The organism is Caulobacter sp. 05T431 (assembly GCF_056665975.1).
In genome coordinates, this window is sequence record NZ_JBFTKU010000022.1 from 49810 (window position 1) to 71514 (window position 21705).

Here is a 21705-nt window from a genome sequence, read left to right on the forward strand (position 1 = left end):
GATGGGCCGGGAAGCCAAGGGCGTCTGGGGCCAGCTGCGCGACGGCGAAGGGCCGGGCAAGCTTTTGTGGGAGCCGCCGAAACTGATCTTCCGCGGCGCGGTGGAGGGCAACTTCCAGGGCCACGCCCTGCGGGGCCTGCGCGTCGACGGCGACGACCTGGTGCTGAGCGACGGCACGCGGTTCACCCTGGACGCCGGCCAGGCCGCCAAGTGGCTGCACGCCATCCAGAACCCGCCGGGGCGCCTGGACAAGCTGGGCGTCAAGCCGGGCCAGACCGTGGTCATCGAGAACCTCGACGATCCTGAGTTCCTGGCCGAGCTGTCCACCCGCGTCGAGCCGGTCGAGGCCTATGAAGACGTCGACCTGCTGTTCCTGGGCGTCGAGGACCTGGCCGATTTCGATCAACTTGAAGATCTGATCGGCGGGCTGGGGCCCAAGGGCGCGATCTGGATCGTGGCCCAGAAGGGCAAGGGCGCGCCGCTGAAGGACGTCGAAATCCTGGCGGCCGCGCGCGGCCAGGGCCTGGTGGACACCAAGGTCTGCGCCTTCTCCAAGACCCACACGGCGCTGCGCTTCGTGCGGCGCAAGGGCGAGCCGGTGGTCAAGGCCGCGCCGGTCGATGACGACGACGCGGATTTCGACGACGAGGAGGGCTGAGGCCATCCGGTCTCGGCCCGCTTCGCCCGCGTGATCCACCTGATGGGGACCTGGGGCGCGGCCAGCTAGGCTGGCGCGTCCGTCCAGGGTCCACACCGATGACAGCGCCCCGCGCGCCCGCGATCGCCTTCCGCGTCGCCACGGCGCACATCGCCGCCTGCAGTCTCCTTCTCCTCGCGGGGCTGATCCTGTCGATGGGCGGCCCGCCCGCCTTCGCCCAGACCGCCTGGACGCCGCCGCCGCCCGACGCCGAGCTCAAGGCCGCGCTGGACAAGGCCGCCACGGGCTCGCCCGAGGCCCTCGCGACCCTGGCCGACGGCGGCCGCGCCGACGCCCAGGCCTATGCCGGCCTGCTGTTCGTGGTCGGGCGAGGCAAGATCCCGGCCGACCCGCCGCGCGGCTGCGCCTACGCCGCCAAGGCGGCCGAGCAGCGGCCCGACGCCATGCACCTGCGCGCCCGCTGCCTGCAATACGGTCTGACAGGGAGCGCGCCCGACCTCGCGGGCGCCAAGGCCGCCTACGGGCGGGCGATCCAGATGGGCTACGCCAAGTCCAAGTGCGGCCTGGGCCAGATGCTGATGGCCGACACGGCCACGGTCGATCGGGGCCTGGCCCTGTGCAAGGAGGCCGCCCGGGCCGGCGACGGCGACGCCCAGCTGGTCGTGGGTTCGGCCTACCTGACCGGCGCGGTGGTGGCCCGCGACCCGGCCGAGGCGCGCAAGTGGTACGAGCTGGCGGCCAAGCAGAACCCACTGATGGCCGCCCGCAAGCTGGGCCAGCTGTACGCCAGCGGCGAGGGCGGCAAGCAGGACACCAAGAAGGCGCTGGAACTGTGGGGCCAGGCCGAGCAGGCGGGCGATCAGGCGGTCTGCATCCTGGTGGCCGACCAGCTGTTCTCGGACGTCACCGGCGGCCGCAAGCCGGGGCCGGGCACCTACGCCTTCAAGGGCGGCATACCGATGGCCGACATCGAGGTGGTCGAGCTCTGGTACCAGGCGGCGCTGGAGCGAGACCCCCGGCCCGAGGTCAAGACCCGCGCCGAATACGCCCTGAAGGTGTTGCAGAGCTTCAAGAGCGCCAATGTGTCGGTGACGAAGAAGAAGACGAAGTAGGATCGGCCTAAGCCGCCGCCTTCGCCTTCACCGCCGCCTTGGCCTTGGAGAACTCCATCGTGCCGTCGTCGACCTTGCCGTAGCGCAGGGCCACCAGGTCCAGGGCGTAGTTCTGGTGCACCTTCCAGGGCGTCTTGGCGCCCTGCTTGGGCAGGATCTTCAGGGCGCGCTGGACGTAGCCGGACGAGAAGTCCAGCCAAGGCTCGATCTCCATCTCGCCCTCGGGCAGGCGCGGCGTGCAGATTGTCGTGCCCGTGCGGTCCATGTGGTTGAGCAAGCGACAGACATATTCGGCGGTCAGGTCGGCCTTCAGGGTCCAGCTGGCGTTGGTGTAGCCGAAGGTCGAGGCCAGGTTCGGCACGCCGCTGAACATCATGCCCTTGTAGCTGGTGGTCTCGTGGGGCGCGATCTTCCGGCCGTCGACCACCATCTCCATCTCGCCCAGCAGCTGCATGCGAAGGCCGGTGGCGGTGACGATGATGTCGGCGTCCAGGGTCTGGCCCGACTTCAGCAGGATGCCGGTCTCGGTGAAGGTCTCGATCTGGTCGGTGACCACCGACGAGGTCCCGGCCTTCAGAGAGTCGAAGAGGTCGGCGTCCGGCACCAGGCACAGCCGCTGGTCCCACGGATTGTAGCGCGGCGTGAAGTGGGTCTCGATGTCGTAGTCGGGACCCAGGTGCTCGCGCACCAGGCCCAGCAGCCGTTCCTTGGTCTTCTCGGGCTTCTTGCGGGCGATGTTGAAGAACAGCAGCTGCATGCCGACGTTCTTCCAGCGCGTGATGTTGTAGGCGGTCATGGCCGGCAGCTTGGCGCGCAGCCAGTTGGCGATCCCGTCCTCGGCCGGGCGCGAGACCACATAGGTCGGCGAGCGCTGCAGCATGGTCACGTGGCCGGCGTCCTTGGCCATTTCCGGCACCAGGGTGACGGCGGTGGCGCCGCTGCCGATCACCACGACCTTCTTGCCGGCGTAGTCCAGGTCCTCGGGCCAGTGCTGTGGGTGGACCAGCCGGCCCTGGAAGCGCTCGACGCCCGGGAAGTCGGGCGTGTAGCCGGCCTCGTAATTGTAGTAGCCGCTGCACATCGACAGGAAATTGCAGCTGACCTTCACCGTCCGGCTGTCGTGCTCGGCCTCGACGGTCCAGGTGGCGGTCTCCGACGACCACGTGGCGCGCTTGACCTTGTGGCCGTAGCGGATGTGCGGGGTGATGCCGTTCTCGTCGGCGGTCTCGCGCACGTATTTCAGGATCGACGGGCCGTCGGCGATGGCTTTCGCCTCGCGCCACGGCTTGAAGGCGTAGCCCAGGGTGTACATGTCGCTGTCCGACCGGATGCCGGGGTAGCGGAACAGGTCCCAGGTGCCGCCGATGGCGTCGCGCGCCTCGAGGATGGCGTAGGTCTTCTTCGGACAGTCGCGTTTCAGATGATAGGCCGCGCCGATGCCCGACAGGCCCGCGCCCACGATCAGTACGTCGAAATGCTCGATGGCCATCGTGCCTCCGCCCTTCCGTTCACCCGGTCCGGTGGTCCGGACGCTCATATGTGAACATCGTTCACTAACAAACGACCGTTTTGCCGTGGCGTCAACTGCGGCGGCGCCGGGTTTTCATTGCAAACACCTGTTCGACCCGCGTATGCGCTCAAGCCATGTCCCTGCGCGACTTCGGCGTGCTGGTCCTGGTCTGCCTGGTCTGGGCCTGCAACAACATCATCTCCAAGATCGTGGTCGCCCATTGGGGCGTGCCGCCGCTGTTCTACGCGGCGGTGCGGTTCACGATCGTGGCGGCGGTGACCCTGCCGTGGCTGCTGCCGGCCCCGCGCCCGACCTGGCGGATCATGACCGTGGGCCTGCTGATGGGGGCGGGGAACTTCGCCCTGCTGTTCATGGGCTTCAAGACCGCCTCGCCCTCGGCCTCGGCGGTGGTGATCCAGCTGGGCGTGCCGTTCACGACCCTGCTGTCGATGCTGATGCTGGGCGAGAAGGTGCGCTGGAAGCGCGGCCTGGGCATCGCCCTGACCTTGAGCGGCGCGGTGGTGGTCATGTGGAACCCGCACGGCCTGCAGCTGTCGCCGGGCCTGTGGTTCATCGTCGCCTCGGCCTTCACCGGCTCGCTGGGCGCGGTGATGATGAAGCAGATCGAGGGCGTGAAGCCGCTGCAGTTCCAGGCCTGGGTGGGCGCGACCTCGATCCTGCCGCTGGGCCTGATGAGCCTGCTGACCGAGCCGGGCGCGGTGGACCTGGCCTGGAAGGCCGGCCTGCCGTTCCTGGCGGCCCTGCTGTTCTCGGCCCTGATCGTCTCGGTGCTCGGCCACACCGCCTATTACGGCCTGATCGGGCGCCACGACGCCAACCTGATCGCGCCGCTGACCCTGATGACCCCGTTGATGACCATTGGCCTGGGCGTCCTGATCACGCACGATCATTTCGACGCCCGGATGGGAATCGGCACGCTGCTCGCGCTAATGGGTGTGCTGATCATCGCCCTGCGCAATAACCAGGTGATGCCGCTGCTGATGCTGACGAGGAACCGGTCCCAATGACGCTCATCGACGCCCCGTCGCCGAACTTCGACGCGCGCAAGGCGGTCCCCGACTGCGTCATCCTGCACTACACCGGCATGGAGACCGGCGAGGCCGCCCTGGCCCGCCTGTGCGACCCCGAGGCCAAGGTCTCGGCCCACTACCTGGTCGAGGAGGACGGCCGCGTCTTCCGCCTGGTGCCCGAAGAGCGCCGCGCCTGGCACGCCGGGGCCGCCTTCTGGAAGGGCGTCAAGGACATCAACTCGGCTTCGATCGGGATCGAGATCGTCAATCCCGGCCACGAGTTCGGCTACCGCCCGTTCCCCGAGGCCCAGATCGCCGCGGTGATCAACCTGCTGGCCGACATCCGCTCGCGCTGGACCATCGACGACGACCACATCCTGGGCCATTCCGACATCGCCCCCGGGCGCAAGATCGACCCGGGTGAACTCTTTCCGTGGAAGCGCCTGGCCGAGGCTGGCCACGGCCTGTGGGTCGAGCCGCCGCCGTCGCCCGGCGCGCCGCTGGGCCGGGGCGAGGAGGGGACCGGCGTCTTCGCCCTCCAGGCCGGCCTGACCCGCCTGGGCTACAACTGCGCGCCGTCGGGCCAGTACGACGAGTGGACCGAGACCGTGGTCGCCGCCTTCCAGCGCCACTGGCTGCAGACCCGCTTCGACGGCGTGGCCGACGGCGAGACCCGCGCGCGCCTGGTGGCTCTGCTGCGGGCGGCGGGCTGATGCATCCGGCGAAAGCCTTCCACGTCGACGACCGCGAGGCCCTGCTGGCCTTCGTGCGGGAGCACAGCTTCGTGGCCCTGGCCGCCGCGGTCGGCGGCTTGCCGTTCGTGGCCCAGGCGCCGGTGGTGGTGCGCGAGCTCGACTTCGGCGAGGTGGCGCTGGACTTCCACCTATCGCGCGCCAACGCCCTGGCGCCGCATCTGGTCCAGGGCTTCCGCGCCGTGGCCCTGGCGACCGGCGCGCACGCCTATGTCAGCCCCGACTGGTACGGGACCGACGACCAGGTGCCGACCTGGAACTACGTCTCGGCCGAGGCCGAGGGCCTGGTCGCGCCGCTGTCGATCGACGAGACCCTGGCCCTGATGGATGACCTGTCGGCGCAGGAGGAGGGGCGGCTCCTGCCCAAGAAACCCTGGACGCGCGACAAGATGAGCCCGGGCCGCTTCGAGGGGCTCATCCGCGGGATCGTCGGCTGCCGCCTGACGGTGGAGCGGCTGGAGGGCACGTTCAAGCTGGGCCAGAACAAGACCGCCGCCGAGCGGGCCGGCGTGGTCGCGGCGTTGGGGGATGACCCGATCACGCGGTTGATGCGGGAAGCGACGCTCTAGTCTTCCCAAAACGGCTCGTTCTCGACCTGCCCGCCAATTGAGCAATCTGCCGGCGGTCATCGCCGGGTCTCGATCTTTGTTGTCACCCCTCGTGTCGAGCCTCTATCCGCCCTGGAATTGCTGTGATCCGAGGCCGCGCATGGACATCCGCCAGGACGACCTGACCCATCCCGCCACCCAGGCCCTCCTGTCGCTGCACCTGGCCGGGATGCACGCCAGTTCTCCGCCCGGCACGGTGTTCGCTCTCGACCTGTCTGGACTGCGGGAGCCCGGCGTCACGGTCTGGACGGCCTGGGAGGGCGAGGCCGTATGCGGCGTGGGCGCGCTGAAACGGCTCGATGCCCAAATCGGCGAGGTCAAGTCGATGCGCACCCATCCCGACCACCTGCGCAAGGGCGTGGCCGCCATCTTGTTGGAGACGGTGATCCAGGCCGCGCGCGACCAAGGCCTTTCGCGGCTGAGCCTGGAGACCGGGCGTGGTCCGGCCTTCGATCCTGCGCTGGCGCTGTATCGCCGCCGTGGCTTCGTCGACGGTGACCGGTTCTCGGACTACGAGGACAACGGCTTCAGCCAGTTCCTGCACTTGGACCTGCGCAACGCGTCCGCCGCCTAGACGTATGAAAAGTTGACCTGCGGCCCATACGCCGTCAAACACCGTCCCGGACCAGATGGTCGGACGGCCGCGGCGCTCTCGCAGCGTCGAGGAAAGTCCGGGCTCCACGGTGACAAGGCGGCGGGTAACGCCCGCCGGGAGCGATCCCAGGGATAGCGCCACAGAAAGCAAACCTCCTCCCTCCGGGGCGGGAAGGGTGAAAGGGTGGGGTAAGAGCCCACCGCGGACCTGGCAACAGGGACGGCATGGCAAGCCCCGCCTGGAGCAAGACCGAATAGGGACCCCGCGCCGGCCTCGCGTCGGATAGGCCGTCACTGGCTGAGAGGGTCCGGGTAGGTCGCGAGAACCGTCCAGCGATGGGCGGTCCAGAGGAATGGCCGTCTCGCGTCTTCGGACGTCAGACAGAACCCGGCTTACAGACCGTCTGGTCCTTTCGCCCCGCTTCACGGCGGGGCGACGGAAATGGGATCGAGCCCCACTTTTCCCCGCCAAGACGACGGCTGAGCCGTGCAACCCCATGCTTCTCAAGGCGCTCGACAGACTCCAGCGGCCGTTAAGTCTTAACAAGTTCTGTGTATGTTCTGTGTATAGATTTTGTGGGTCTGTGAAAGACTCCCACAACACCTTGGTTTTGGCGGCTAAACAGCCGTTGGTGTCATTGTATCCCAATCAATCCCATGTTAACCCATCTTCTGCCGGGGCGATCGTGGCAGGCGTCCGGCGGCGGGCTCAAACAGGGGTAGTGGGGTGTTCCTCTCGACGTTCGAGAAGCAGCTGGACAGCAAGCGGCGCATCGTCGTGCCGCAGGACTTCCGCGCTGCGCTCTCGGGCCCCTTCGACGGCGTCTTCTGTTTCCCCTCCATCGAGGCCGAGTGCCTGGAAGCTGGCGGAAAAAGCCTGTTCGACCGTTACCAGGGCGTGATCGACGAGCTGCCGTTCGGCGATCCCCTGCGCTCGGCCCTGGAGACCAGCGTCCTGGGCGGCATGGCGCGGCTGTCTTTCGACACCGCCGGCCGCATCACCTTGCCCGACACCCTGTGCGAGATGTTCGGCCTGACCGACTGGGTGGCGGTGGTCGGCCTGGGCGAGCGGTTCCAGATCTGGTCGCGCGAGGCCTTCCAGGCCCACCGCGCCGCTCAGCGCGAACTGGCCCGCGAGGGGCTGGCCGAATTGCGCGCCCAGCAGCGCGTCGCTCGGATCGGAGGCGCGGCGTGAGCGACCTCGAAACCCAAGTCGCCGATGGCGCCCCGCACCTTTCGGTGCTGCTGGGCGAGGTCGTCGACGCCCTGGCCTCGGGCCCCGGCGACACGGTCGTGGACGGCACCTTCGGCGCCGGCGGCTACACCCGCGCCATCCTGGCCACGGGCGCTTCGGTCGTCGCCTTCGATCGCGATCCAAGCGTCGCTCGCTTCGCGGTCGAATTTTCCGCGACGGCCACTCCCGCGACTGAAAGTCGCTTTCGGCTGATTCAGGACCGCTTTTCGCAAATCACCGAGTATTTCGAGGATGCGTCGGTCGACGGCGTCACCCTGGATCTCGGCGTTTCCTCCATGCAGCTCGACGAGGCTGAGCGCGGCTTTTCGTTCATGCGCGACGGTCCCCTGGACATGCGCATGGGCGCGGGCGGTCCGACGGCCGCCGACCTGGTCAACGAACTGGATCAGGTCGAGCTGGCCCGTATCCTCTATGTCTACGGCGAGGAGCACGCCTCGCGCCGCATCGCCAGCTTCATCGTCAAGCGCCGGGCCGAGCAGCCGTTCACCCGCACCCTGGATCTGGCCGCCGTGATCGAGCGCGCCCTGGGCGGCCGCAAGGGCGCCAAGGTCCATCCCGCCACCCGCTCGTTCCAGGGGCTGCGCATCGCGGTCAACGCCGAGCTGGAGGAGCTGGAAGCGGGGCTGCTGGCCGCCGAGCGCGTGCTGAAGCCGGGCGGTCGCCTGGCGGTGGTCACCTTCCATTCGCTGGAAGACCGCATCGTGAAGAACTTCCTGGCCGAGCGCGCCGGCAAGACGCCGGGCGGGTCGCGCCATGCGCCGCCGGTCGAGAAGGGCGCCCCGGCCAGCTTCCAGCTGACCTCGTCCAAGGCGATCGCGCCGGGCGAGGCCGAGCTGGCCGTCAATCCGCGCGCCCGCTCGTCCAAGCTGCGCGCCGCCGTGCGCACGACGGCTCCGGTCTGGAGCGCCGCATGAGCCTGTCCAGCATCTTCGACCGCCGCGTGCGGGGCTTCCGGGTCGTCGAGGTCGTCTGCCTGACGATCCTGCTGGTCCTGGTGCTGGGCGTCTACATGGCCAAGACCTTCGCGGGCCGCGAGCGCGCCCAGATCGCCGAGGTCGAGCAGCAGATCGACGACGAGAAGATCCGCGTCCGCCTGCTCAAGGCCGAGGTCGCCTATCTGGAGCAGCCGCGCCGCATCGAGATGCTGGCCCAGCAGCTGGGGCTGACCCCGATCAGCCCCGAGCACGAGACCACCGAGGACGCCCTGATCGACGTGGCGCGCCACGCGCCGGTCGCCCACGCCCCGGCCTCGCCGACGGCGGCCGCGAACGACGCCGCCGCCGCCGCCGAGGCGCCCGAGGCGACCCCGGACGACTATCCATCGCCGGAACAGACCGCGGGGCAGGTCTCCGGGGAGGCGCCGCGATGAGCCTGGCCAATCTCGCTCCCGGCGGCGCGCCGCGCGCCTGGCGCTGGCTGATCGAACGGGTCTGGCGGCTGGAGCACGCCTTCGAGCGCTCGCGCGCCGCCGCGCGCCCGGAAGACGACACCCGCATTCGCATCTTCTTCGTCATGGCCATCTTCGGCCTGGCCTTCACCGTCCTGGCCCTGGGCGCGACCTGGGCGGCGGTGTTCTCCAAGGTGGGCGGCAACGGCTACCTGGCCTCGACCGACGGCGCGCGGGGCGACCTGGTGGACCGCAACGGCCAACTGCTGGCCGTCGACCTGACCCACTACGCCCTCTACATCAATCCCAAGGACGTCTGGGACGCCAAGGCCACCCGCCAGGCGCTGCACAAGGCCCTGCCGCAGGTGCCGGTCGAGCGCCTGGACAAGGCCGTGTTCTCGGACCGTCGCGGTTTCGTGGTCGGCGGCATGACCCCGGCCGAGAAGGACGCGATCTTCGACCTGGGCCTGCCCGGCGTCGAGTTCGAGGAGCAGGCCGCCCGGGTCTATCCGCTGGGCTCCAGCGCCGCCCACTTCATCGGCTTCGTCGACAAGGGCGGCAAGGGCCTGTCCGGCGCGGAGAAGGCCCTGGACAAGGACGTGCGCGAGGCCGCCGCCAAGGGGCCGGACGGCGCGATTCCGCTGTCGATCGACCTGCGCGTCCAGGCGGCGCTCGAGGACGAGGTCCGCAAGGCCGCGATCGAGTTCCAGGCCAAGGACGCCGTCGGCATCGTCACCAACGTTCATACCGGGGAGATCCTCGGCATGACCAGCTTCCCGGACTACGACCCCAACCAGCTGAACCAGGCGTCCAGCGAGCAGATGACCAACCACGCCGCGGCGACGGTCTATGAGATGGGCTCGACCTTCAAGGCGTTCACCGTGGCCATCGGCCTGGACACCGGCGCGGCCACCCCGGCCTCGACCTTCGACGCCCGCGAGCCGTTCAAGCTGGGCTACCGCACGATCCACGACTTCCACGCGGCCAAGAAGATCCTGACCCTGGTCGAGGTGTTCCAGCACTCGTCCAACATCGGCACCGCCATCCTGGCCGAGCGGATCGGCGGCGAGCGCCTGTCCCGCTACTTCACGGCCCTGGGCCTGACCAAGCCGGCCAAGACCGAGCTGCTGGAGTCGGCCCGCCCGCTGACCCCGAAGAAATGGGACGACGACGCGGTGGCCTCCACCTCGTTCGGCCACGGCATCAACGTCTCGCCGCTGGCCCTGGCCCAGGCGATGGGCGCGCTGCTGAACGGCGGCACGCTGCAGCCGCTGACCATCCACAAGATGGCCCAGGGCGTGCGCCCGGAAGGCCCGCGCGCGGTGTCGGAGGAGACCTCGCAGCAGATGCTGCGGATCATGCGCGCCAACGTCACCGGCGGCAGCGGCAAGTCGGCCAACATCCCGGGGCTGTCGGTGGGCGGCAAGACCGGCACCGGCGAGAAGTACGATCCGGCCATTCGGGGCTATAACCACCAGCGCCAGGTCTCGTCCTTCGCCGCGGTCTTCCCGACCGACGGGCCGATCGAGGCCGACCGCTACTTCGTGCTCGTGCTGCTGGACGAGCCCAAGGGCAACGCTAAAACGCACGGCTTCTCGACCGGCGGCTGGGTGTCGGCGCCGGCCGCGGGCCGCGTGATCGACCGCATCGCGCCGTTCCTGGGCGTCAAGCGCCAGAGCGACATCTTCACCGTGGCCCAGCAGCCGCAAGCCGCTCCGGAGGCGGGACTTTGAGCAAGACCCTTTCGCAGATTCTGAACCGGCCGTGCGAGGTCGATCCCGTGATCACCGGGGTCACCGCCGACAGCCGCAAGGTGCGCGAAGGCTTCCTGTTCGCGGCCCTGCCGGGCAGCAAGGTCGACGGCCGCGACTTCATCCCGGGCGCGATCGCCTCGGGCGCCGCCGCCGTGCTGGCGCCGGACGACGTGACGGGCCTGTCGGCGCCCGTGATCCACGCCGGCGACCTGCGCCGCGCCTACGCCCTGGCGGCCGGCCAGTTCTGGGGCGAGCAACCCGCCACCTGCATCGCGGTGACGGGCACCAACGGCAAGACCTCGGTCGCCGGCTTCTGCCGCCAGATCTACGCCCGCCTGGGCCGCAAGGCCGCCAGCATGGGCACCCTGGGAGTCGTCGTCAGCGAGGCGGGCAAGCCGGACGTCCAGCTGACCCCGCCGGGCCTGACCACGCCCGACGCCGCCGACGTCGCCGAGATGATGGCCAAGCTGGCTGGCATGGGCGTGACCCATCTGGCGGTCGAGGCCTCGTCGCACGGCATCGACCAGCGCCGCCTGGACGGCGTGCGCCTGGCCGCCGCCGGCTTCACCAACTTCACCCAGGACCACCTGGACTATCACGGCACCATGGGCTGCTACCGCGCGGCCAAGCTGCGGCTGTTCGAGACGTTGCTGCCGCGCGGCCGCACCGCCGTGCTGAACGCCGACAGCGACGCCTTCCCGGCCTTCGCCTCGGCCGCCGTCACCTCGGGCCAGACCATCCTGTCGGTCGGCCATGAAGGCCAGGGGCTGAAGCTCGTCGAGCGCACGCCTGTGCCGCAGGGCCAGCGCCTGAAGATCGCCGCCGGCGAGCGGGTGTTCGACATCCTGCTGCCCCTGGCCGGCGACTTCCAGGCCTCGAACGTGCTGGTCGCCGCGGGTCTGGTCCTGGCCACCGGCGAGGACCTGGACGCCACGATCGCGGCCCTGGAGCACCTGGAAGGCGCGGCCGGCCGGCTGCAGCGCGTCGGGACCGGCGCCAAGGGCGGCGAGGCCTATGTCGACTACGCCCACACCCCCGACGGCCTGGAGACGGTGCTGGCGGCCCTGCGCCCCCACACGCGCGGCAAGCTGATCGTGGTCTTCGGGGCCGGCGGCGACCGCGACCGCGGCAAGCGCCCGCTGATGGGCGAGATCGCCGCGCGCCTGGCCGACGTGGCCATCGTCACCGACGACAATCCTCGTTCCGAGGAGCCTTCCTCGATCCGCGCCGCCATCCTGGCCGCCGCCCCGGGCGCCAAGGAATACGGCGACCGCCGCGAGGCCATCCGGGCCGGCGCGGCCCTGCTGGCCGACGGCGACGTGCTGGTGGTGGCCGGCAAGGGTCACGAGCAGGGCCAACTGGTGGCCGGCGTGAACCATCCGTTCGACGACGTGACCGAGACCGCCCAGGCGCTGGAGCTGGCTCATGTCTAGCGCCCTCTGGACCGCCGACGAGATCGCCGCCGCCACCGGCGGCCAGGTGCTGGGCGAGTTCGAGGCCACGGGCGTCTCGATCGACAGCCGCAGCATCGAGCCCGGCGACCTGTTCGTGGCCCTGACCGGCGTCCGGGACGGCCACGAGTTCGTCGTCCAGACCGCCGACAAGGGCGCGGCCGGGGCGCTGATCTCCAAGCCGGTCGCGGTTCCGGCCGTGCTGGTCGAGGACACCTTCCGGGGCCTGGAGCGCCTGGGCGTAGCCGCCCGCGAACGCGCCCCCCAGACCCGCCGCGGGGCGGTGACCGGCTCGGTCGGCAAGACCAGCGTCACCCGCGCCGTCGAGGCGGGCCTGCGCCGCGCGGGCAAGGCCCACGCCTCGGTCAAGTCGTACAACAACCACATCGGCGTGCCCCTGACCCTGGCCCGGATGCCGCGCGACACCCAGCGGGCGGTGTTCGAGGTCGGCATGAACCACGCCGACGAGATCGTGCCGCTGTCGAACTTCATCCGGCCGCACGCCGTGGCGATCACCACCGTGGGCCCGGTCCACCTGGAGAACTTCGCCGACGGCGAGGAGGGCGTCGCCCGGGCCAAGGCCGAGATCTTCGCGGGCCTGGAGCCCAACGGCGTGGCGGTTCTGAACGCCGACAATCCCTGGTTCCCGCTGCTGAAGGCCGAGGCCGAGAAGGCCGGCGCCCAGGTCTGGAGCTTCGGCACGGGCGAGGGCGTGACCGCCCAGCTGACCGTGTTCGCCGCCGGCGTCCACGGCGCCCAGATCACCGCGATCGTGCATGGCGAGACGATCCACTTCCCGATCCTGCAGACCGGCGTGCATTGGGGCCTCAACAGCCTGTGCGTGCTGCTGATGCTGGAGGCCCTGGACGTCGACCGCGACACCGCCCTGGCGGCCCTGGCCGAGTTCGAACCGATCGAGGGCCGCGGCGCCGAGCGCACGATCCACGTCGCCGGCGGGACCTTCACCCTGGTGGACGAAAGCTACAACGCCAACCCGGTCTCGATGCAGGCGGCCCTGGCCACGCTGGGCGCGCGCAAGGTCGCCGGACGCCGGATCGTGGTGCTGACCGACATGCTGGAGCTGGGCCCGCAGAGCGCCCGCTTCCACGGCGACCTGGCCACGCCGATCGCCGCCGCCGACGTCGATCTGGTGTTCTGCGCCGGTCCGTTAATGAAATCTTTATGGGAAGCGCTTCCGCCGACTCGGCGGGGCGGCTACGCCGAGAACGCCGCTGAGCTCGCGCCCCAGGTCGCCTCGGCGATGCGGGCGGGGGACGTGGTGATGGTGAAGGGATCGAACGGGTCGAAAGCGGGGGTCGTAGCCTCCGCCTTGGGCGCGCTCGACCTCCAAGGACAGGGCTGATGCTGTATTTCCTCTACGATTGGCTCTCGCGCGGCGGGCATGAGCACATCCCCGTGCTCAACCTACTGAAATACCTGACCTTCCGCACCGGCATGTCGATGCTGGTGGCCTATCTCGTGGCGGTGGCCATGGGCTCGCGCTTCATCCGCTGGATGAAGGCCAAGCAGGGCAAGGGCCAGCCGATCCGCACCGACGGCATCGCCCGTCACGTCACCGAGAAGGCCGGCACGCCCACCATGGGCGGCTTCATGATCCTGGCCGGCCTGTTCGTCGGCTCGCTGCTGTTCGCCGACCTGCGCAACGTCCACGTCTGGGTGGTGCTGGGCATCACCGCCGCCTTCGGCGTGCTGGGCTTCATGGACGACTACGCCAAGGTCACCAAGCAGACGACCGCCGGCCTCTCCAGCGGCCAGAAGCTGATCGCCCAGTTCGTGGTCTCGATCCTGGCGGCCGTGGCGCTGATCCTGTTCGCGCCCAAGTCGCAGATGACCCCGGGACTGGAGACCTCGCTGGTCTTCCCGATCCTGAAGAACCTGGTGATCAATCTGGGCTGGTTCTACGTGGCCTTCGCCGCGGTCACGATCGCCGGCTTCTCCAACGCCGTGAACCTGACCGACGGCCTGGACGGCCTGGCCATCGTGCCGGTGATGTTCGCCGCCTCGACCTTCGGCCTGATCGCCTACCTGGTGGGCAACTACAAGTTCGCCGACTATCTGAACCTGCACTTCGTGCCCAGCGTCGGCGAACTGGCCGTGGTGTGCGGCGCGATCATCGGCGGGGGCATGGGCTTCCTCTGGTACAACGCCCCGCCGGCCAAGATCTTCATGGGCGACACCGGTTCCCTGGCCCTGGGCGGCGCCCTGGGCGCGATCGCCGTCTGCGCCAAGCACGAGATCGTCCTGGGCATCGTCGGCGGTCTGTTCGTCGCCGAGGCGCTGAGCGTGATGATCCAGGTCGCCTACTTCAAGAAGACCGGCAAGCGCGTCTTCCTGATGGCGCCGATCCACCACCATTTCGAGAAGCTCGGCTGGGCCGAGAGCACCGTCGTGGTCCGGTTCTGGATCGTGTCGATGATGCTCAGCTTCGTCGGCCTCGCCACCCTGAAGCTGAGATAGGAGAGGGCGCGCCATGATCCCGGTCCGCGGTTTCGAGGGCAAGACCGTCGCCGTGTTCGGCCTAGGCCGGACGGGGCTGACGGCCGCGCGCGCGCTGATCGCCGGCGGGGCCAAGGTGGCGCTGTGGGACGAGAAGCCCGCCAGCCGCGAGGCGGCCGTGGCCGAGGGCCTGAGCGTCGTCGATCTGAACACGGCCGACTGGAGCCAGTTCGCCGCCCTGATGCTGTCGCCGGGCGTGCCCCTGACCCATCCGAAGCCGCACTGGACGGTGGGCAAGGCCAAGGCCGCCGGCGTGGAAGTGCTGGGCGACATCGAGCTGTTCGCCCGCACGGTGAACGCCGCGCCCGAGCACAAGAAGCCCAAGATCGTCGCCATCACCGGCACCAACGGCAAGTCGACCACCACGGCCCTGATCGGCCACGTCTGCCGCCAGGCCGGCCGCGACACCCGCGTGGGCGGCAATATCGGCGAGGGCGTGCTGGGCCTGGAGGACATGCACGGCGGCGCGGTCTACGTGCTCGAACTCTCGTCGTATCAGCTGGACCTGACGTCCAGCCTCAAGCCCGACGCCGTCGTGCTGCTGAACATCTCGCCCGACCACCTGGACCGTCACGGCGGCATGGACGGCTACATCGCCGCCAAGCGCCGGATCTTCCTGAACCAGGGCAAGGGCGACACCGCCATCATCGGCGTCGACGATCCCTGGTGCCAGCAGATCTGCACGGAGATCACCGCCGCCAACCGCCGCACCATCTGGCCGATCAGCGCCGGCAAGGCCATGGGCCGGGGCGTCTACGCCCTGCAGGGCGTGCTGTACGACGCCACCGGCGAGCGGGTGACCGAGATGGTCGATCTTCTTCGCGCCAGAAGCTTGCCGGGCCGCCACAACTGGCAGAACGCCGCGGCCGCCTACGCCGCCGCCCGCGCCCTGGGCATCTCGCCCCAGCAGGCGGTCGACGGCCTGATGAGCTTCCCGGGTCTGGCCCACCGGATGGAGACCGTCGGCAAGATCGGCAAGGTCCGCTTCGTCAACGACAGCAAGGCCACCAACGCCGACGCCGCCCGCCAGGCGATGTCGTCCTATCCCAAGTTCTACTGGATCGCCGGCGGCGTGCCCAAGGCGGGCGGCATCGACGACCTGGTCGACCTGTTCCCGCGCGTGGCCGGCGCCTACCTGATCGGCCAGGCGGCCGAGGACTTCGGCAAGACCCTGGAAGGCAAGGCCCCGGTGCGCCAGTGCGGCGACATCGAGACCGCCGTCGCCGCCGCCTATGCCGACGCCGCGGCGAGCGGGGAGGAGGCCATCGTCCTGCTGTCGCCCGCCTGCGCTTCGTTCGACCAGTTCGCCGACTTCGAGCAGCGGGGCGACGCCTTCCGCGCGGCGGTCAACGGCCTGGGCAAGGCGCCGGCTTCGGCGAAGCGGGCTTGAGACACGCCATCGCCTTCAGGTGAAAGGTTGGGCATGCATCCCTATTGGGTCACCTTCGAGCGGATCGGTCATCCGACGCCCCTGAACCTGGGCGCGGGTGTCACGGCCTGCGACGACGGCGACGCTCGGCGGCTGATCAGGGAGGCCTTCGGTGACCTGGTCGTCGCGGATATGGCGGTCCTGGAGAACCTTGAAGGGCTGGACCAGGGCCATGTGCGCCCGAACATGGGCAATATCCTGGTTCGGGGGATCTGGTTTCCGCTCGGCTACGAAGACATCGGTTCGGACTGATCAGAGTCCTTTGGTCACACCCGTTCCAACCTCCACAACAACACTCGCTTAACCCTAAACTCCGACCCTCCGGCCATGACGTTCCAGACCACCCACGCCTTCGCCCGCACCGACCGTTCGCGGCTCGGCGTGTGGTGGTGGACGACCGATCGCTGGCTGCTGGGCGCCACCGCGATCCTGGTCACCGTGGGCGTGCTGCTGTCGTTCGCCTCCAGCCCGGCCGCCGCCGCGCGGATCGGCATCGACGACCAGTTCCACTTCGCCATCCGCCAGTGCATCTTCGGCCTGGGCGCGGCGATAATCGTGCTGTCGGTGTCGATGCTCAGCCCCAAGGGCATCCGGCGCTCGGCCTTCTTCATCTACCTCGTGGCGATCGGGGTCATGGCGGCCCTGCCGTTCATCGGCCACAGCGCCAAGGGCGCGGCCCGTTGGCTGCTGATCGGCGGCTTCACCTTCCAGCCCTCGGAATTCATGAAGCCGGCCCTGATCGTGCTGGTCTCGTGGATGTTCGCCGAGGGCCAGAAGGGCGAGGGGGTGCCCGGCGTCTCGATCGCCTTCTTCCTCTATTTCGTCGCCGTGGCCCTGCTGCTGGTCCAGCCCGACGTCGGCCAGACCGTGCTGATCACCATCGCCTTCGGGGCCGCCTTCTGGATGGCCGGGGTGCCGATCTCGTGGATCATGGGCCTGGGCGCGGTGGCCGTCGGCGGGCTGATGTCGACCTATTTCCTGTTCGACCACGTCCACGCCCGGGTGCAGAAGTTCCTCAGCCCCGACCAGGCCGACACCCACCAGATCACTCGCGCCGCCGAGGCCATCCACGCCGGCGGCCTGTTCGGGCGCGGCCCGGGCGAGGGCGTCATGAAGCGCCACGTTCCCGACCTGCACACCGACTTCATCTATTCGGTCGCCGCCGAGGAGTACGGCCTGGTGTTCTCCCTGGCCCTGATCACCCTGTTCGCCTTCATCGTGGTGCGCGGGCTCTACAAGGCCATGAAGCTTTCCGACACCTTCGAGCAGGTGGCGGCCTCGGGTCTGTTCGTGCTGGTGGGCCAGCAGGCCTTCATCAACGTGGCCGTGAACCTCAACATGATCCCCACCAAGGGCATGACCTTGCCCTTCATCTCGTACGGCGGCTCGTCGATGCTGGCCATGGGCCTGACCCTGGGCATGGCCCTGGCGTTGACGCGCAAGCGTCCGGGGGCCTATGGCGGGGCGGGAGAGTTCGATCAGGCGGGGGCCCTGGGCTGAGTCTCTCGGGAGACCTGTCTTGTCGCATTCCGCCGCGCCCATGATCCGCTCGCGTATTGGAGCCGCCCCCATGAGCAAACAAGCATGAGCAAGCTGGCTGTCGTCGCCGCCGGGGGCACCGGCGGACACCTGTTCCCCGCCCAGGCCCTGGCCGAGGCCCTGGCCGCGCGCGGCTGGCGGATCGTGCTGGCCACCGACGAGCGCGGCGCGCTGTACGCCGACAAGTTCCCCGCCGAGGAGCGCCTGGCGCTGTCGGCCGCCACCGCCAAGTCCGGCGACCCGATCGGCATGGCCAAGGCCGGCTTCGTGGTCTGGCAGGGCATGAACGAGGCCAAGGCCGCCTTCAAGCGCCTGGATCCGGCCGTGGTCGTGGGCTTCGGCGGCTATCCCGCCCTGCCGGCCCTGCTGGGCGCCCTGGCCCAGAAGCGGCCCACGGTGATCCACGAACAGAACGCGGTGCTGGGCCGCGTGAACCGCTACCTGGCCCCCAAGGTCAAGGAGGTCGCCTGCGCCTTCCCGATCCTGGAACTGGCCAAGCCGGCCGTGAAGGCCCGGGCCCACGTGGTGGGCAACCCCGTGCGGCCGCCGATCCGCGCGCTTTACGACGTGCCGTACCTGCCGCCCGAGGTGCAGCTGCGCATCCTCGTCACCGGCGGCAGCCAGGGCGCGCGCCTGCTGTCCGAACTGATCCCCGAGGCCGTCGCCAAGCTGCCCGAGGACCTGCGCTCGCGCCTGAAGGTGTTCCAGCAAGCCCGCGCCGAGAGCATGGAAGGCGCCCGCAAGACCTATCGCAACGCCATGGTCGACTGCGAGGTCGCGCCGTTCTTCCGCGACATGGCCGGCTATCTGCGCCAGGCCCACCTGGTGATCGGCCGCTCGGGCGCCTCGACCTGCACCGAACTGGCCGTGGCCGGCCGTCCGTCGATCCTGGTGCCGCTGAAGATCGCCGCCGACGACCACCAGCGCTTCAACGCCAAGCAGCTGGAAGAGGCCGGCGCCGCCGCCGTGTGCCTGGAGGACGAGTTGACCGTCGACGCCATGGCCGGCGCCCTGAACGCCCTGCTCAAGGACCCCGAGCGCCTGGGCCGCATGGCGGCGGGCGCGCGCAAGGTGGCCGTGCCGGACGCGGCCGAGAAGCTGGCGGACCTGGTGGAGAAGACGGCGCGGTAGGCCTCATCCCGCCGCCCGCGTGAACTCCATCCGCCAGTTGGTCTCCCAGGTCTTGCCGCCGTCGGTGGAGAAGGCCTGGTCCCACTTAGCCGTGTCGCCAGTCAGCTCCGACCAGCGGAAGCGCACCGTGACGGGCGTTCCCTTGTGGGTGTCGCTGCCGATGAACACCCCGGTCCCGTCCTTGAAGCCGCCGCGCACCGGCGGGTCGATGTTGGCGATGCGGGAGTCGATCCACCAGATCGACCACTGGCGCGTCTCGGCGTTGAACGCCCGGACGCCGACACCGCGATAAGTCCCGGCCGGCAGCTCCAGCAGGTTGTCGTCGACATTGCCCAGCCCGCCCATCAGGGGCCAGTTCTCGCAGGTCCCGTTGAAGTCCTGCCATTCGGTGCTGCCGACCAGCCGGTCCTTCAGCCGGTGATGCCGGACGTTCCAGCGGCCCACCAGGAAGGCCCAGTCGTCCGGGCCGCCGGTGATCCCCCGGCTGGGATCGTCGCCCGCCGGGCGGGCTTCGGCCTCGCCCGCGACCAGCAAGCTGGTGATCAGGCCTCCGGCGATCGTGGCGCGGCGGGTCTGGGACGGAAGGCTGGCTGTCATGACGATCTCTTCGGCGGTGAAGGCTCGTCACCCAGGATAGCGGTCGTCCCAGACCCGACTTGGGGGCGATTGCGAAAAACGCGGCGTCCCCGGACAGCCCTCAGGTCTTGCCCTGGGCCGGCGTGGTGTAGATCGGGCTGAGGTCGTTCCAGACCTTGTCGGCGTTGAACACCAGGCTGTCGGCCGCCCCGGCGGGCGGAGCGTCGACGAACTCGATCTCGGCCGTGGTCTTGAAGCCGTTGGGCGAGCGCGAGATCTCCGAGCCGTACATCGTCTGGACCATGTACTGCCTGTAGTCGGCGCGCTTGCGGATCACGAAGCCGGTCTTGCCCGCCTCGCGCGTCAGCTGGGCCGCGCGCAGCAGCATCATCTCCTCGACCGCCGCGTGGGTCGAGAACGCGCCCGAGAACTCGATCGAGGCGCCCTTGCCGTCGGCGGTCTTCTTGTCCTTGAAGCCGTTCGGCTTGAACCAGGCGCTCTGCTTGGAATAGGAGCGGTCCGCGCGCTCCAGCGGCGGCAGGGCCTTGGCGAAGCTCTTCGGGTCCAGGCGTCGGGCCGCGTCGGCGCGGTCGGCGTTCCTGAGCGCCTCCATCTGGGCCGAGGCCGACGGAGCCAGCGACGCCATGCCCGCCGGCGCGGGGCGCTTCAGCTTCTCGATCAGGTCGAGGGTGGCGGGCGTGGCCGGCAACCGGTCGCCCAGCGTGTCCAGCGTGGCCCGCGCGTCGTCGATCTTTCCGTCGTTCACCTGGGCCCAGGCCTCGGCCACGGTGATGAAGCCTTGCGCGCCCTTGGTCTGCTCGGTGCGCAGCCGCGTCACCATGTTGCCCATCACGTCGTTGCTCACGGGCGTCGGGGCGGGCGCGGCGGCCAGATCGGCCTTGAAGCGCGCGATGAGCGGGACCGCCGCCGCGTTGTCGCCGGCCCGGGCATAGGCCAGGGCGGCGCGCGCCACGAAAATCGGATCGCTGGTGAGGGCGGGCATGGTCATGCCGCGCGGCAGCCGCGCGCCGGCCAGCGGCGACGTCGATGACTCGGCCATCGCCGCCCAGTCGGCGGCCGCGCCGGCGTACTGACCGCCCCATTCGCGGGACCGGGCGCGGGCCGCGCGCAGGTCGGGCTCCAGCGCCGCCACCCGGGTCAGGACACGGTCCTCGTCGGGCGACCAGCGCGGATCGGCGTCGAGGATGCGCACGGCGGCCATCCCGACCTCCAGCGAGTAGGGGCGGGCGTCGGCGGCCTTGATGGCCAGGGCCGCGGCTTCGTCGAACCGGTCCTTCTTCAGCTGGGTCGCGGCCTCGAACAGCTGGGTCGAAGCGCCCAGCGACCGCGCATAGGTGGCGTCGTCGACATTGCCGGCGGCGGCGGCGTGGGTGGCCGCCAGGTCGGCCAGGCCCGCGTCCAGCTCGCCGGCCTCGATGTGGTGCAGGGCCCGGGCCTTCAGCAGGTTGACCTTGCGGGCCCAGTAGCGGTCGAGCATCGGATCGGCCAGTACCGTGTCGCAGGCCTTGACGCCGGCGGCGCCCTGTTCGGCCGGCTCCTCGCGGCTGGCCTCGGGAAGGCCCATCAGGCCGGCCGTCATGATCGCGGGCACCAGCCGGCTGAGCGTGACCCCGACGTTCTCAGGCTTGGCCAGGCCGTCGCAGCGCACCCAGTCGCTGGGCTCGCCCGCCATGACGGGTCCCGCGCCGAACGCCAGGGCGCCGGCCAACAAGAAGGATTTCAGACGCATGCACGCTTCCCCCGAAAGCGATTTGGAACTTGACCATGGGTAGCCGGATTTCTCGGGGAGCGGAACGGAGATTCAGCTGGAGATTGTGACCCCTAGCGCGACGCTTGGCGCGAGATCAGGGCTCGGCGCCGGTCGCGATCAGCGGGCGGCCGATCCTCACGGCCTCCTCGACGCTGGTCGCCACCGCCACGCCCGCATAGGGCCGCCGACCGTCGCAGACCACCTTGGCCACCGCGTCGTCGGCGCTTCCCGCCGGGATCGCCGCCGCCGGGCGCTGGTCGCCGCTGACCGGCCCCTCGCGGCCGCCGACCCGGACGCTGGAGAAGCCGGCGTGGGCGATCGTGCGGGCGTCGCAGTCGAGGATCTCGTAGCGCCAGCCGCCCCAGAAGGCTTCGCTCCCGGCCGTGAAGCCGTCCTCGGCCACCTGCAGCACGCGCAGCCTGGCCGTGCGTCCGCTCCAGGCGATCCCGCCCATGTCCACGAAGCTGGCGAAGCGGCCGACGTCGGCCAGGCGCAGGTCCAGCGGAGCCTGGGCCAGGGCGGGCGAGGCGAGGGCGGTCAGGCCGCAAGCCAGCGCGGCGACGCTTGTCCGACGAACAAAATCCACGGCTTCTGCACCAAACATCCCGTTTCACCCCGTCGCCAAATCGT

At 69.8% G+C, this 21705-nt stretch carries 21 protein-coding genes and 1 other RNA gene; 18 read left to right on the forward strand and 4 right to left on the reverse strand.

The window, feature by feature from the left end; all coding sequences use genetic code 11:
* Position 1 precedes the first annotated feature (1 nt).
* Together AC1U89_RS19075 and AC1U89_RS19080 are read left to right on the forward strand one after the other, a co-directional pair.
* The gene (locus tag AC1U89_RS19075; protein WP_479901228.1) at positions 2–658 is read left to right on the forward strand and encodes a DUF3052 domain-containing protein; all 657 of its coding nucleotides are present in this window, start codon (positions 2–4) and stop codon (positions 656–658) included.
* 98 nt (positions 659–756) lie between these two features.
* The gene (locus AC1U89_RS19080; RefSeq protein WP_479901229.1) at positions 757–1770 is read left to right on the forward strand and encodes a tetratricopeptide repeat protein; all 1014 of its coding nucleotides are present in this window, start codon (positions 757–759) and stop codon (positions 1768–1770) included.
* Between the two features lie 7 nt (positions 1771–1777).
* On the opposite strand, the gene AC1U89_RS19085 is transcribed toward AC1U89_RS19080, so the two are convergent.
* Positions 1778–3259 carry a flavin-containing monooxygenase gene (locus AC1U89_RS19085; RefSeq protein ID WP_479901230.1) on the reverse strand — a complete coding sequence of 494 codons (1482 nt, stop codon included), beginning with the start codon at positions 3257–3259 and terminating at the stop codon, positions 1778–1780.
* Between the two features lie 155 nt (positions 3260–3414).
* Between AC1U89_RS19085 and AC1U89_RS19090 the strand changes: the two genes are divergently transcribed.
* The 16 genes from AC1U89_RS19090 to murG all read left to right on the forward strand — a co-directional run bounded on the left by AC1U89_RS19090 (position 3415) and on the right by murG (position 18728).
* On the forward strand, positions 3415–4308 hold the full coding sequence (locus AC1U89_RS19090; protein ID WP_479901231.1) for a DMT family transporter: 894 nt from the start codon (positions 3415–3417) through the stop codon (positions 4306–4308).
* Positions 4305–5024, forward strand: coding sequence for an N-acetylmuramoyl-L-alanine amidase (locus tag AC1U89_RS19095; protein WP_479901232.1), 720 nt, complete (start codon positions 4305–4307; stop codon positions 5022–5024). The genes AC1U89_RS19090 and AC1U89_RS19095 overlap by 4 nt, the downstream gene beginning before the upstream one ends.
* Positions 5024–5632 carry an FMN-binding negative transcriptional regulator gene (locus AC1U89_RS19100; protein WP_479901233.1) on the forward strand — a complete coding sequence of 203 codons (609 nt, stop codon included), beginning with the start codon at positions 5024–5026 and terminating at the stop codon, positions 5630–5632. The genes AC1U89_RS19095 and AC1U89_RS19100 overlap by 1 nt, the downstream gene beginning before the upstream one ends.
* 139 nt (positions 5633–5771) lie before the next feature.
* Positions 5772–6245, forward strand: a complete 474-nt coding sequence (locus tag AC1U89_RS19105; protein ID WP_479901234.1) for a GNAT family N-acetyltransferase — start codon at positions 5772–5774, stop codon at positions 6243–6245.
* Between the two features lie 51 nt (positions 6246–6296).
* Positions 6297–6677, forward strand: an RNA gene (rnpB, locus tag AC1U89_RS19110) — RNase P RNA component class A.
* A gap of 315 nt (positions 6678–6992) precedes the next feature.
* The gene (locus AC1U89_RS19115; RefSeq protein ID WP_479901235.1) at positions 6993–7460 is read left to right on the forward strand and encodes a division/cell wall cluster transcriptional repressor MraZ; all 468 of its coding nucleotides are present in this window, start codon (positions 6993–6995) and stop codon (positions 7458–7460) included.
* Complete coding sequence (rsmH, locus tag AC1U89_RS19120; protein WP_479901236.1) at positions 7457–8434, forward strand: 16S rRNA (cytosine(1402)-N(4))-methyltransferase RsmH; 978 nt, start codon at positions 7457–7459, stop codon at positions 8432–8434. Before AC1U89_RS19115 ends, rsmH begins: the two co-directional genes overlap by 4 nt.
* Entirely contained in the window at positions 8431–8889 is a 459-nt protein-coding gene (gene ftsL / locus AC1U89_RS19125) for a cell division protein FtsL (protein ID WP_479901237.1), read from the forward strand. Before rsmH ends, ftsL begins: the two co-directional genes overlap by 4 nt.
* Positions 8886–10640 (forward strand): peptidoglycan D,D-transpeptidase FtsI family protein, encoded by a 1755-nt coding sequence (locus AC1U89_RS19130; protein WP_479901238.1) that lies wholly within the window; start codon positions 8886–8888, stop codon positions 10638–10640. The genes ftsL and AC1U89_RS19130 overlap by 4 nt, the downstream gene beginning before the upstream one ends.
* Positions 10637–12094 carry a UDP-N-acetylmuramoyl-L-alanyl-D-glutamate--2,6-diaminopimelate ligase gene (locus tag AC1U89_RS19135; protein ID WP_479901239.1) on the forward strand — a complete coding sequence of 486 codons (1458 nt, stop codon included), beginning with the start codon at positions 10637–10639 and terminating at the stop codon, positions 12092–12094. The genes AC1U89_RS19130 and AC1U89_RS19135 overlap by 4 nt, the downstream gene beginning before the upstream one ends.
* Entirely contained in the window at positions 12087–13475 is a 1389-nt protein-coding gene (locus AC1U89_RS19140) for a UDP-N-acetylmuramoyl-tripeptide--D-alanyl-D-alanine ligase (protein ID WP_479901240.1), read from the forward strand. Before AC1U89_RS19135 ends, AC1U89_RS19140 begins: the two co-directional genes overlap by 8 nt.
* Entirely contained in the window at positions 13475–14590 is a 1116-nt protein-coding gene (gene mraY, locus AC1U89_RS19145; RefSeq protein ID WP_479901241.1) for a phospho-N-acetylmuramoyl-pentapeptide-transferase, read from the forward strand. Before AC1U89_RS19140 ends, mraY begins: the two co-directional genes overlap by 1 nt.
* Before the next feature lie 13 nt (positions 14591–14603).
* The gene (gene murD, locus AC1U89_RS19150; RefSeq protein WP_479901242.1) at positions 14604–16019 is read left to right on the forward strand and encodes a UDP-N-acetylmuramoyl-L-alanine--D-glutamate ligase; all 1416 of its coding nucleotides are present in this window, start codon (positions 14604–14606) and stop codon (positions 16017–16019) included.
* Positions 16020–16052: 33 nt separating this feature from the next.
* Positions 16053–16310, forward strand: coding sequence for a hypothetical protein (locus tag AC1U89_RS19155; protein ID WP_479901243.1), 258 nt, complete (start codon positions 16053–16055; stop codon positions 16308–16310).
* Positions 16311–16385: 75 nt separating this feature from the next.
* The gene (gene ftsW / locus AC1U89_RS19160; RefSeq protein WP_479901244.1) at positions 16386–17558 is read left to right on the forward strand and encodes a putative lipid II flippase FtsW; all 1173 of its coding nucleotides are present in this window, start codon (positions 16386–16388) and stop codon (positions 17556–17558) included.
* An 84-nt stretch (positions 17559–17642) separates the two neighbouring features.
* On the forward strand, positions 17643–18728 hold the full coding sequence (gene murG, locus AC1U89_RS19165) for an undecaprenyldiphospho-muramoylpentapeptide beta-N-acetylglucosaminyltransferase (protein ID WP_479901245.1): 1086 nt from the start codon (positions 17643–17645) through the stop codon (positions 18726–18728).
* Between the two features lie 3 nt (positions 18729–18731).
* Here murG and AC1U89_RS19170 read toward each other — a convergent pair whose 3' ends face one another.
* The 3 genes from AC1U89_RS19170 to AC1U89_RS19180 all read right to left on the reverse strand — a co-directional run bounded on the left by AC1U89_RS19170 (position 18732) and on the right by AC1U89_RS19180 (position 21661).
* Positions 18732–19325: a DUF1579 domain-containing protein gene (locus tag AC1U89_RS19170; protein WP_479901246.1), complete on the reverse strand. Its 594-nt coding sequence runs from the start codon at positions 19323–19325 to the stop codon at positions 18732–18734.
* Positions 19326–19425: 100 nt separating this feature from the next.
* On the reverse strand, positions 19426–21054 hold the full coding sequence (locus AC1U89_RS19175; RefSeq protein WP_479901247.1) for a hypothetical protein: 1629 nt from the start codon (positions 21052–21054) through the stop codon (positions 19426–19428).
* Positions 21055–21169: 115 nt separating this feature from the next.
* The gene (locus AC1U89_RS19180; RefSeq protein WP_479901248.1) at positions 21170–21661 is read right to left on the reverse strand and encodes a hypothetical protein; all 492 of its coding nucleotides are present in this window, start codon (positions 21659–21661) and stop codon (positions 21170–21172) included.
* Between the last annotated feature and the right edge of the window lie 44 nt (positions 21662–21705).

Excerpts from the sequence above, each read along its gene's own strand:
- AC1U89_RS19130 (WP_479901238.1), top strand. The coding sequence starts at position 8,886 with ATGAGCCTGGCCAATCTCGCTCCCGGCGGCGCGCCGCGCGCCTGGCGC.
- murG (WP_479901245.1), top strand. The coding sequence starts at position 17,643 with ATGAGCAAGCTGGCTGTCGTCGCCGCCGGGGGCACCGGCGGACACCTG.
- ftsW (WP_479901244.1), top strand. The coding sequence starts at position 16,386 with ATGACGTTCCAGACCACCCACGCCTTCGCCCGCACCGACCGTTCGCGG.
- ftsL (WP_479901237.1), top strand. The coding sequence starts at position 8,431 with ATGAGCCTGTCCAGCATCTTCGACCGCCGCGTGCGGGGCTTCCGGGTC.
- AC1U89_RS19155 (WP_479901243.1), top strand. The coding sequence starts at position 16,053 with ATGCATCCCTATTGGGTCACCTTCGAGCGGATCGGTCATCCGACGCCC.
- AC1U89_RS19175 (WP_479901247.1), bottom strand. The coding sequence starts at position 21,054 with ATGCGTCTGAAATCCTTCTTGTTGGCCGGCGCCCTGGCGTTCGGCGCG.
- AC1U89_RS19105 (WP_479901234.1), top strand. The coding sequence starts at position 5,772 with ATGGACATCCGCCAGGACGACCTGACCCATCCCGCCACCCAGGCCCTC.
- AC1U89_RS19075 (WP_479901228.1), top strand. The coding sequence starts at position 2 with ATGGGCCGGGAAGCCAAGGGCGTCTGGGGCCAGCTGCGCGACGGCGAA.
- AC1U89_RS19100 (WP_479901233.1), top strand. The coding sequence starts at position 5,024 with ATGCATCCGGCGAAAGCCTTCCACGTCGACGACCGCGAGGCCCTGCTG.
- murD (WP_479901242.1), top strand. The coding sequence starts at position 14,604 with ATGATCCCGGTCCGCGGTTTCGAGGGCAAGACCGTCGCCGTGTTCGGC.
- AC1U89_RS19095 (WP_479901232.1), top strand. The coding sequence starts at position 4,305 with ATGACGCTCATCGACGCCCCGTCGCCGAACTTCGACGCGCGCAAGGCG.
- AC1U89_RS19090 (WP_479901231.1), top strand. The coding sequence starts at position 3,415 with ATGTCCCTGCGCGACTTCGGCGTGCTGGTCCTGGTCTGCCTGGTCTGG.
- AC1U89_RS19080 (WP_479901229.1), top strand. The coding sequence starts at position 757 with ATGACAGCGCCCCGCGCGCCCGCGATCGCCTTCCGCGTCGCCACGGCG.
- AC1U89_RS19085 (WP_479901230.1), bottom strand. The coding sequence starts at position 3,259 with ATGGCCATCGAGCATTTCGACGTACTGATCGTGGGCGCGGGCCTGTCG.
- AC1U89_RS19140 (WP_479901240.1), top strand. The coding sequence starts at position 12,087 with ATGTCTAGCGCCCTCTGGACCGCCGACGAGATCGCCGCCGCCACCGGC.
- mraY (WP_479901241.1), top strand. The coding sequence starts at position 13,475 with ATGCTGTATTTCCTCTACGATTGGCTCTCGCGCGGCGGGCATGAGCAC.
- AC1U89_RS19170 (WP_479901246.1), bottom strand. The coding sequence starts at position 19,325 with ATGACAGCCAGCCTTCCGTCCCAGACCCGCCGCGCCACGATCGCCGGA.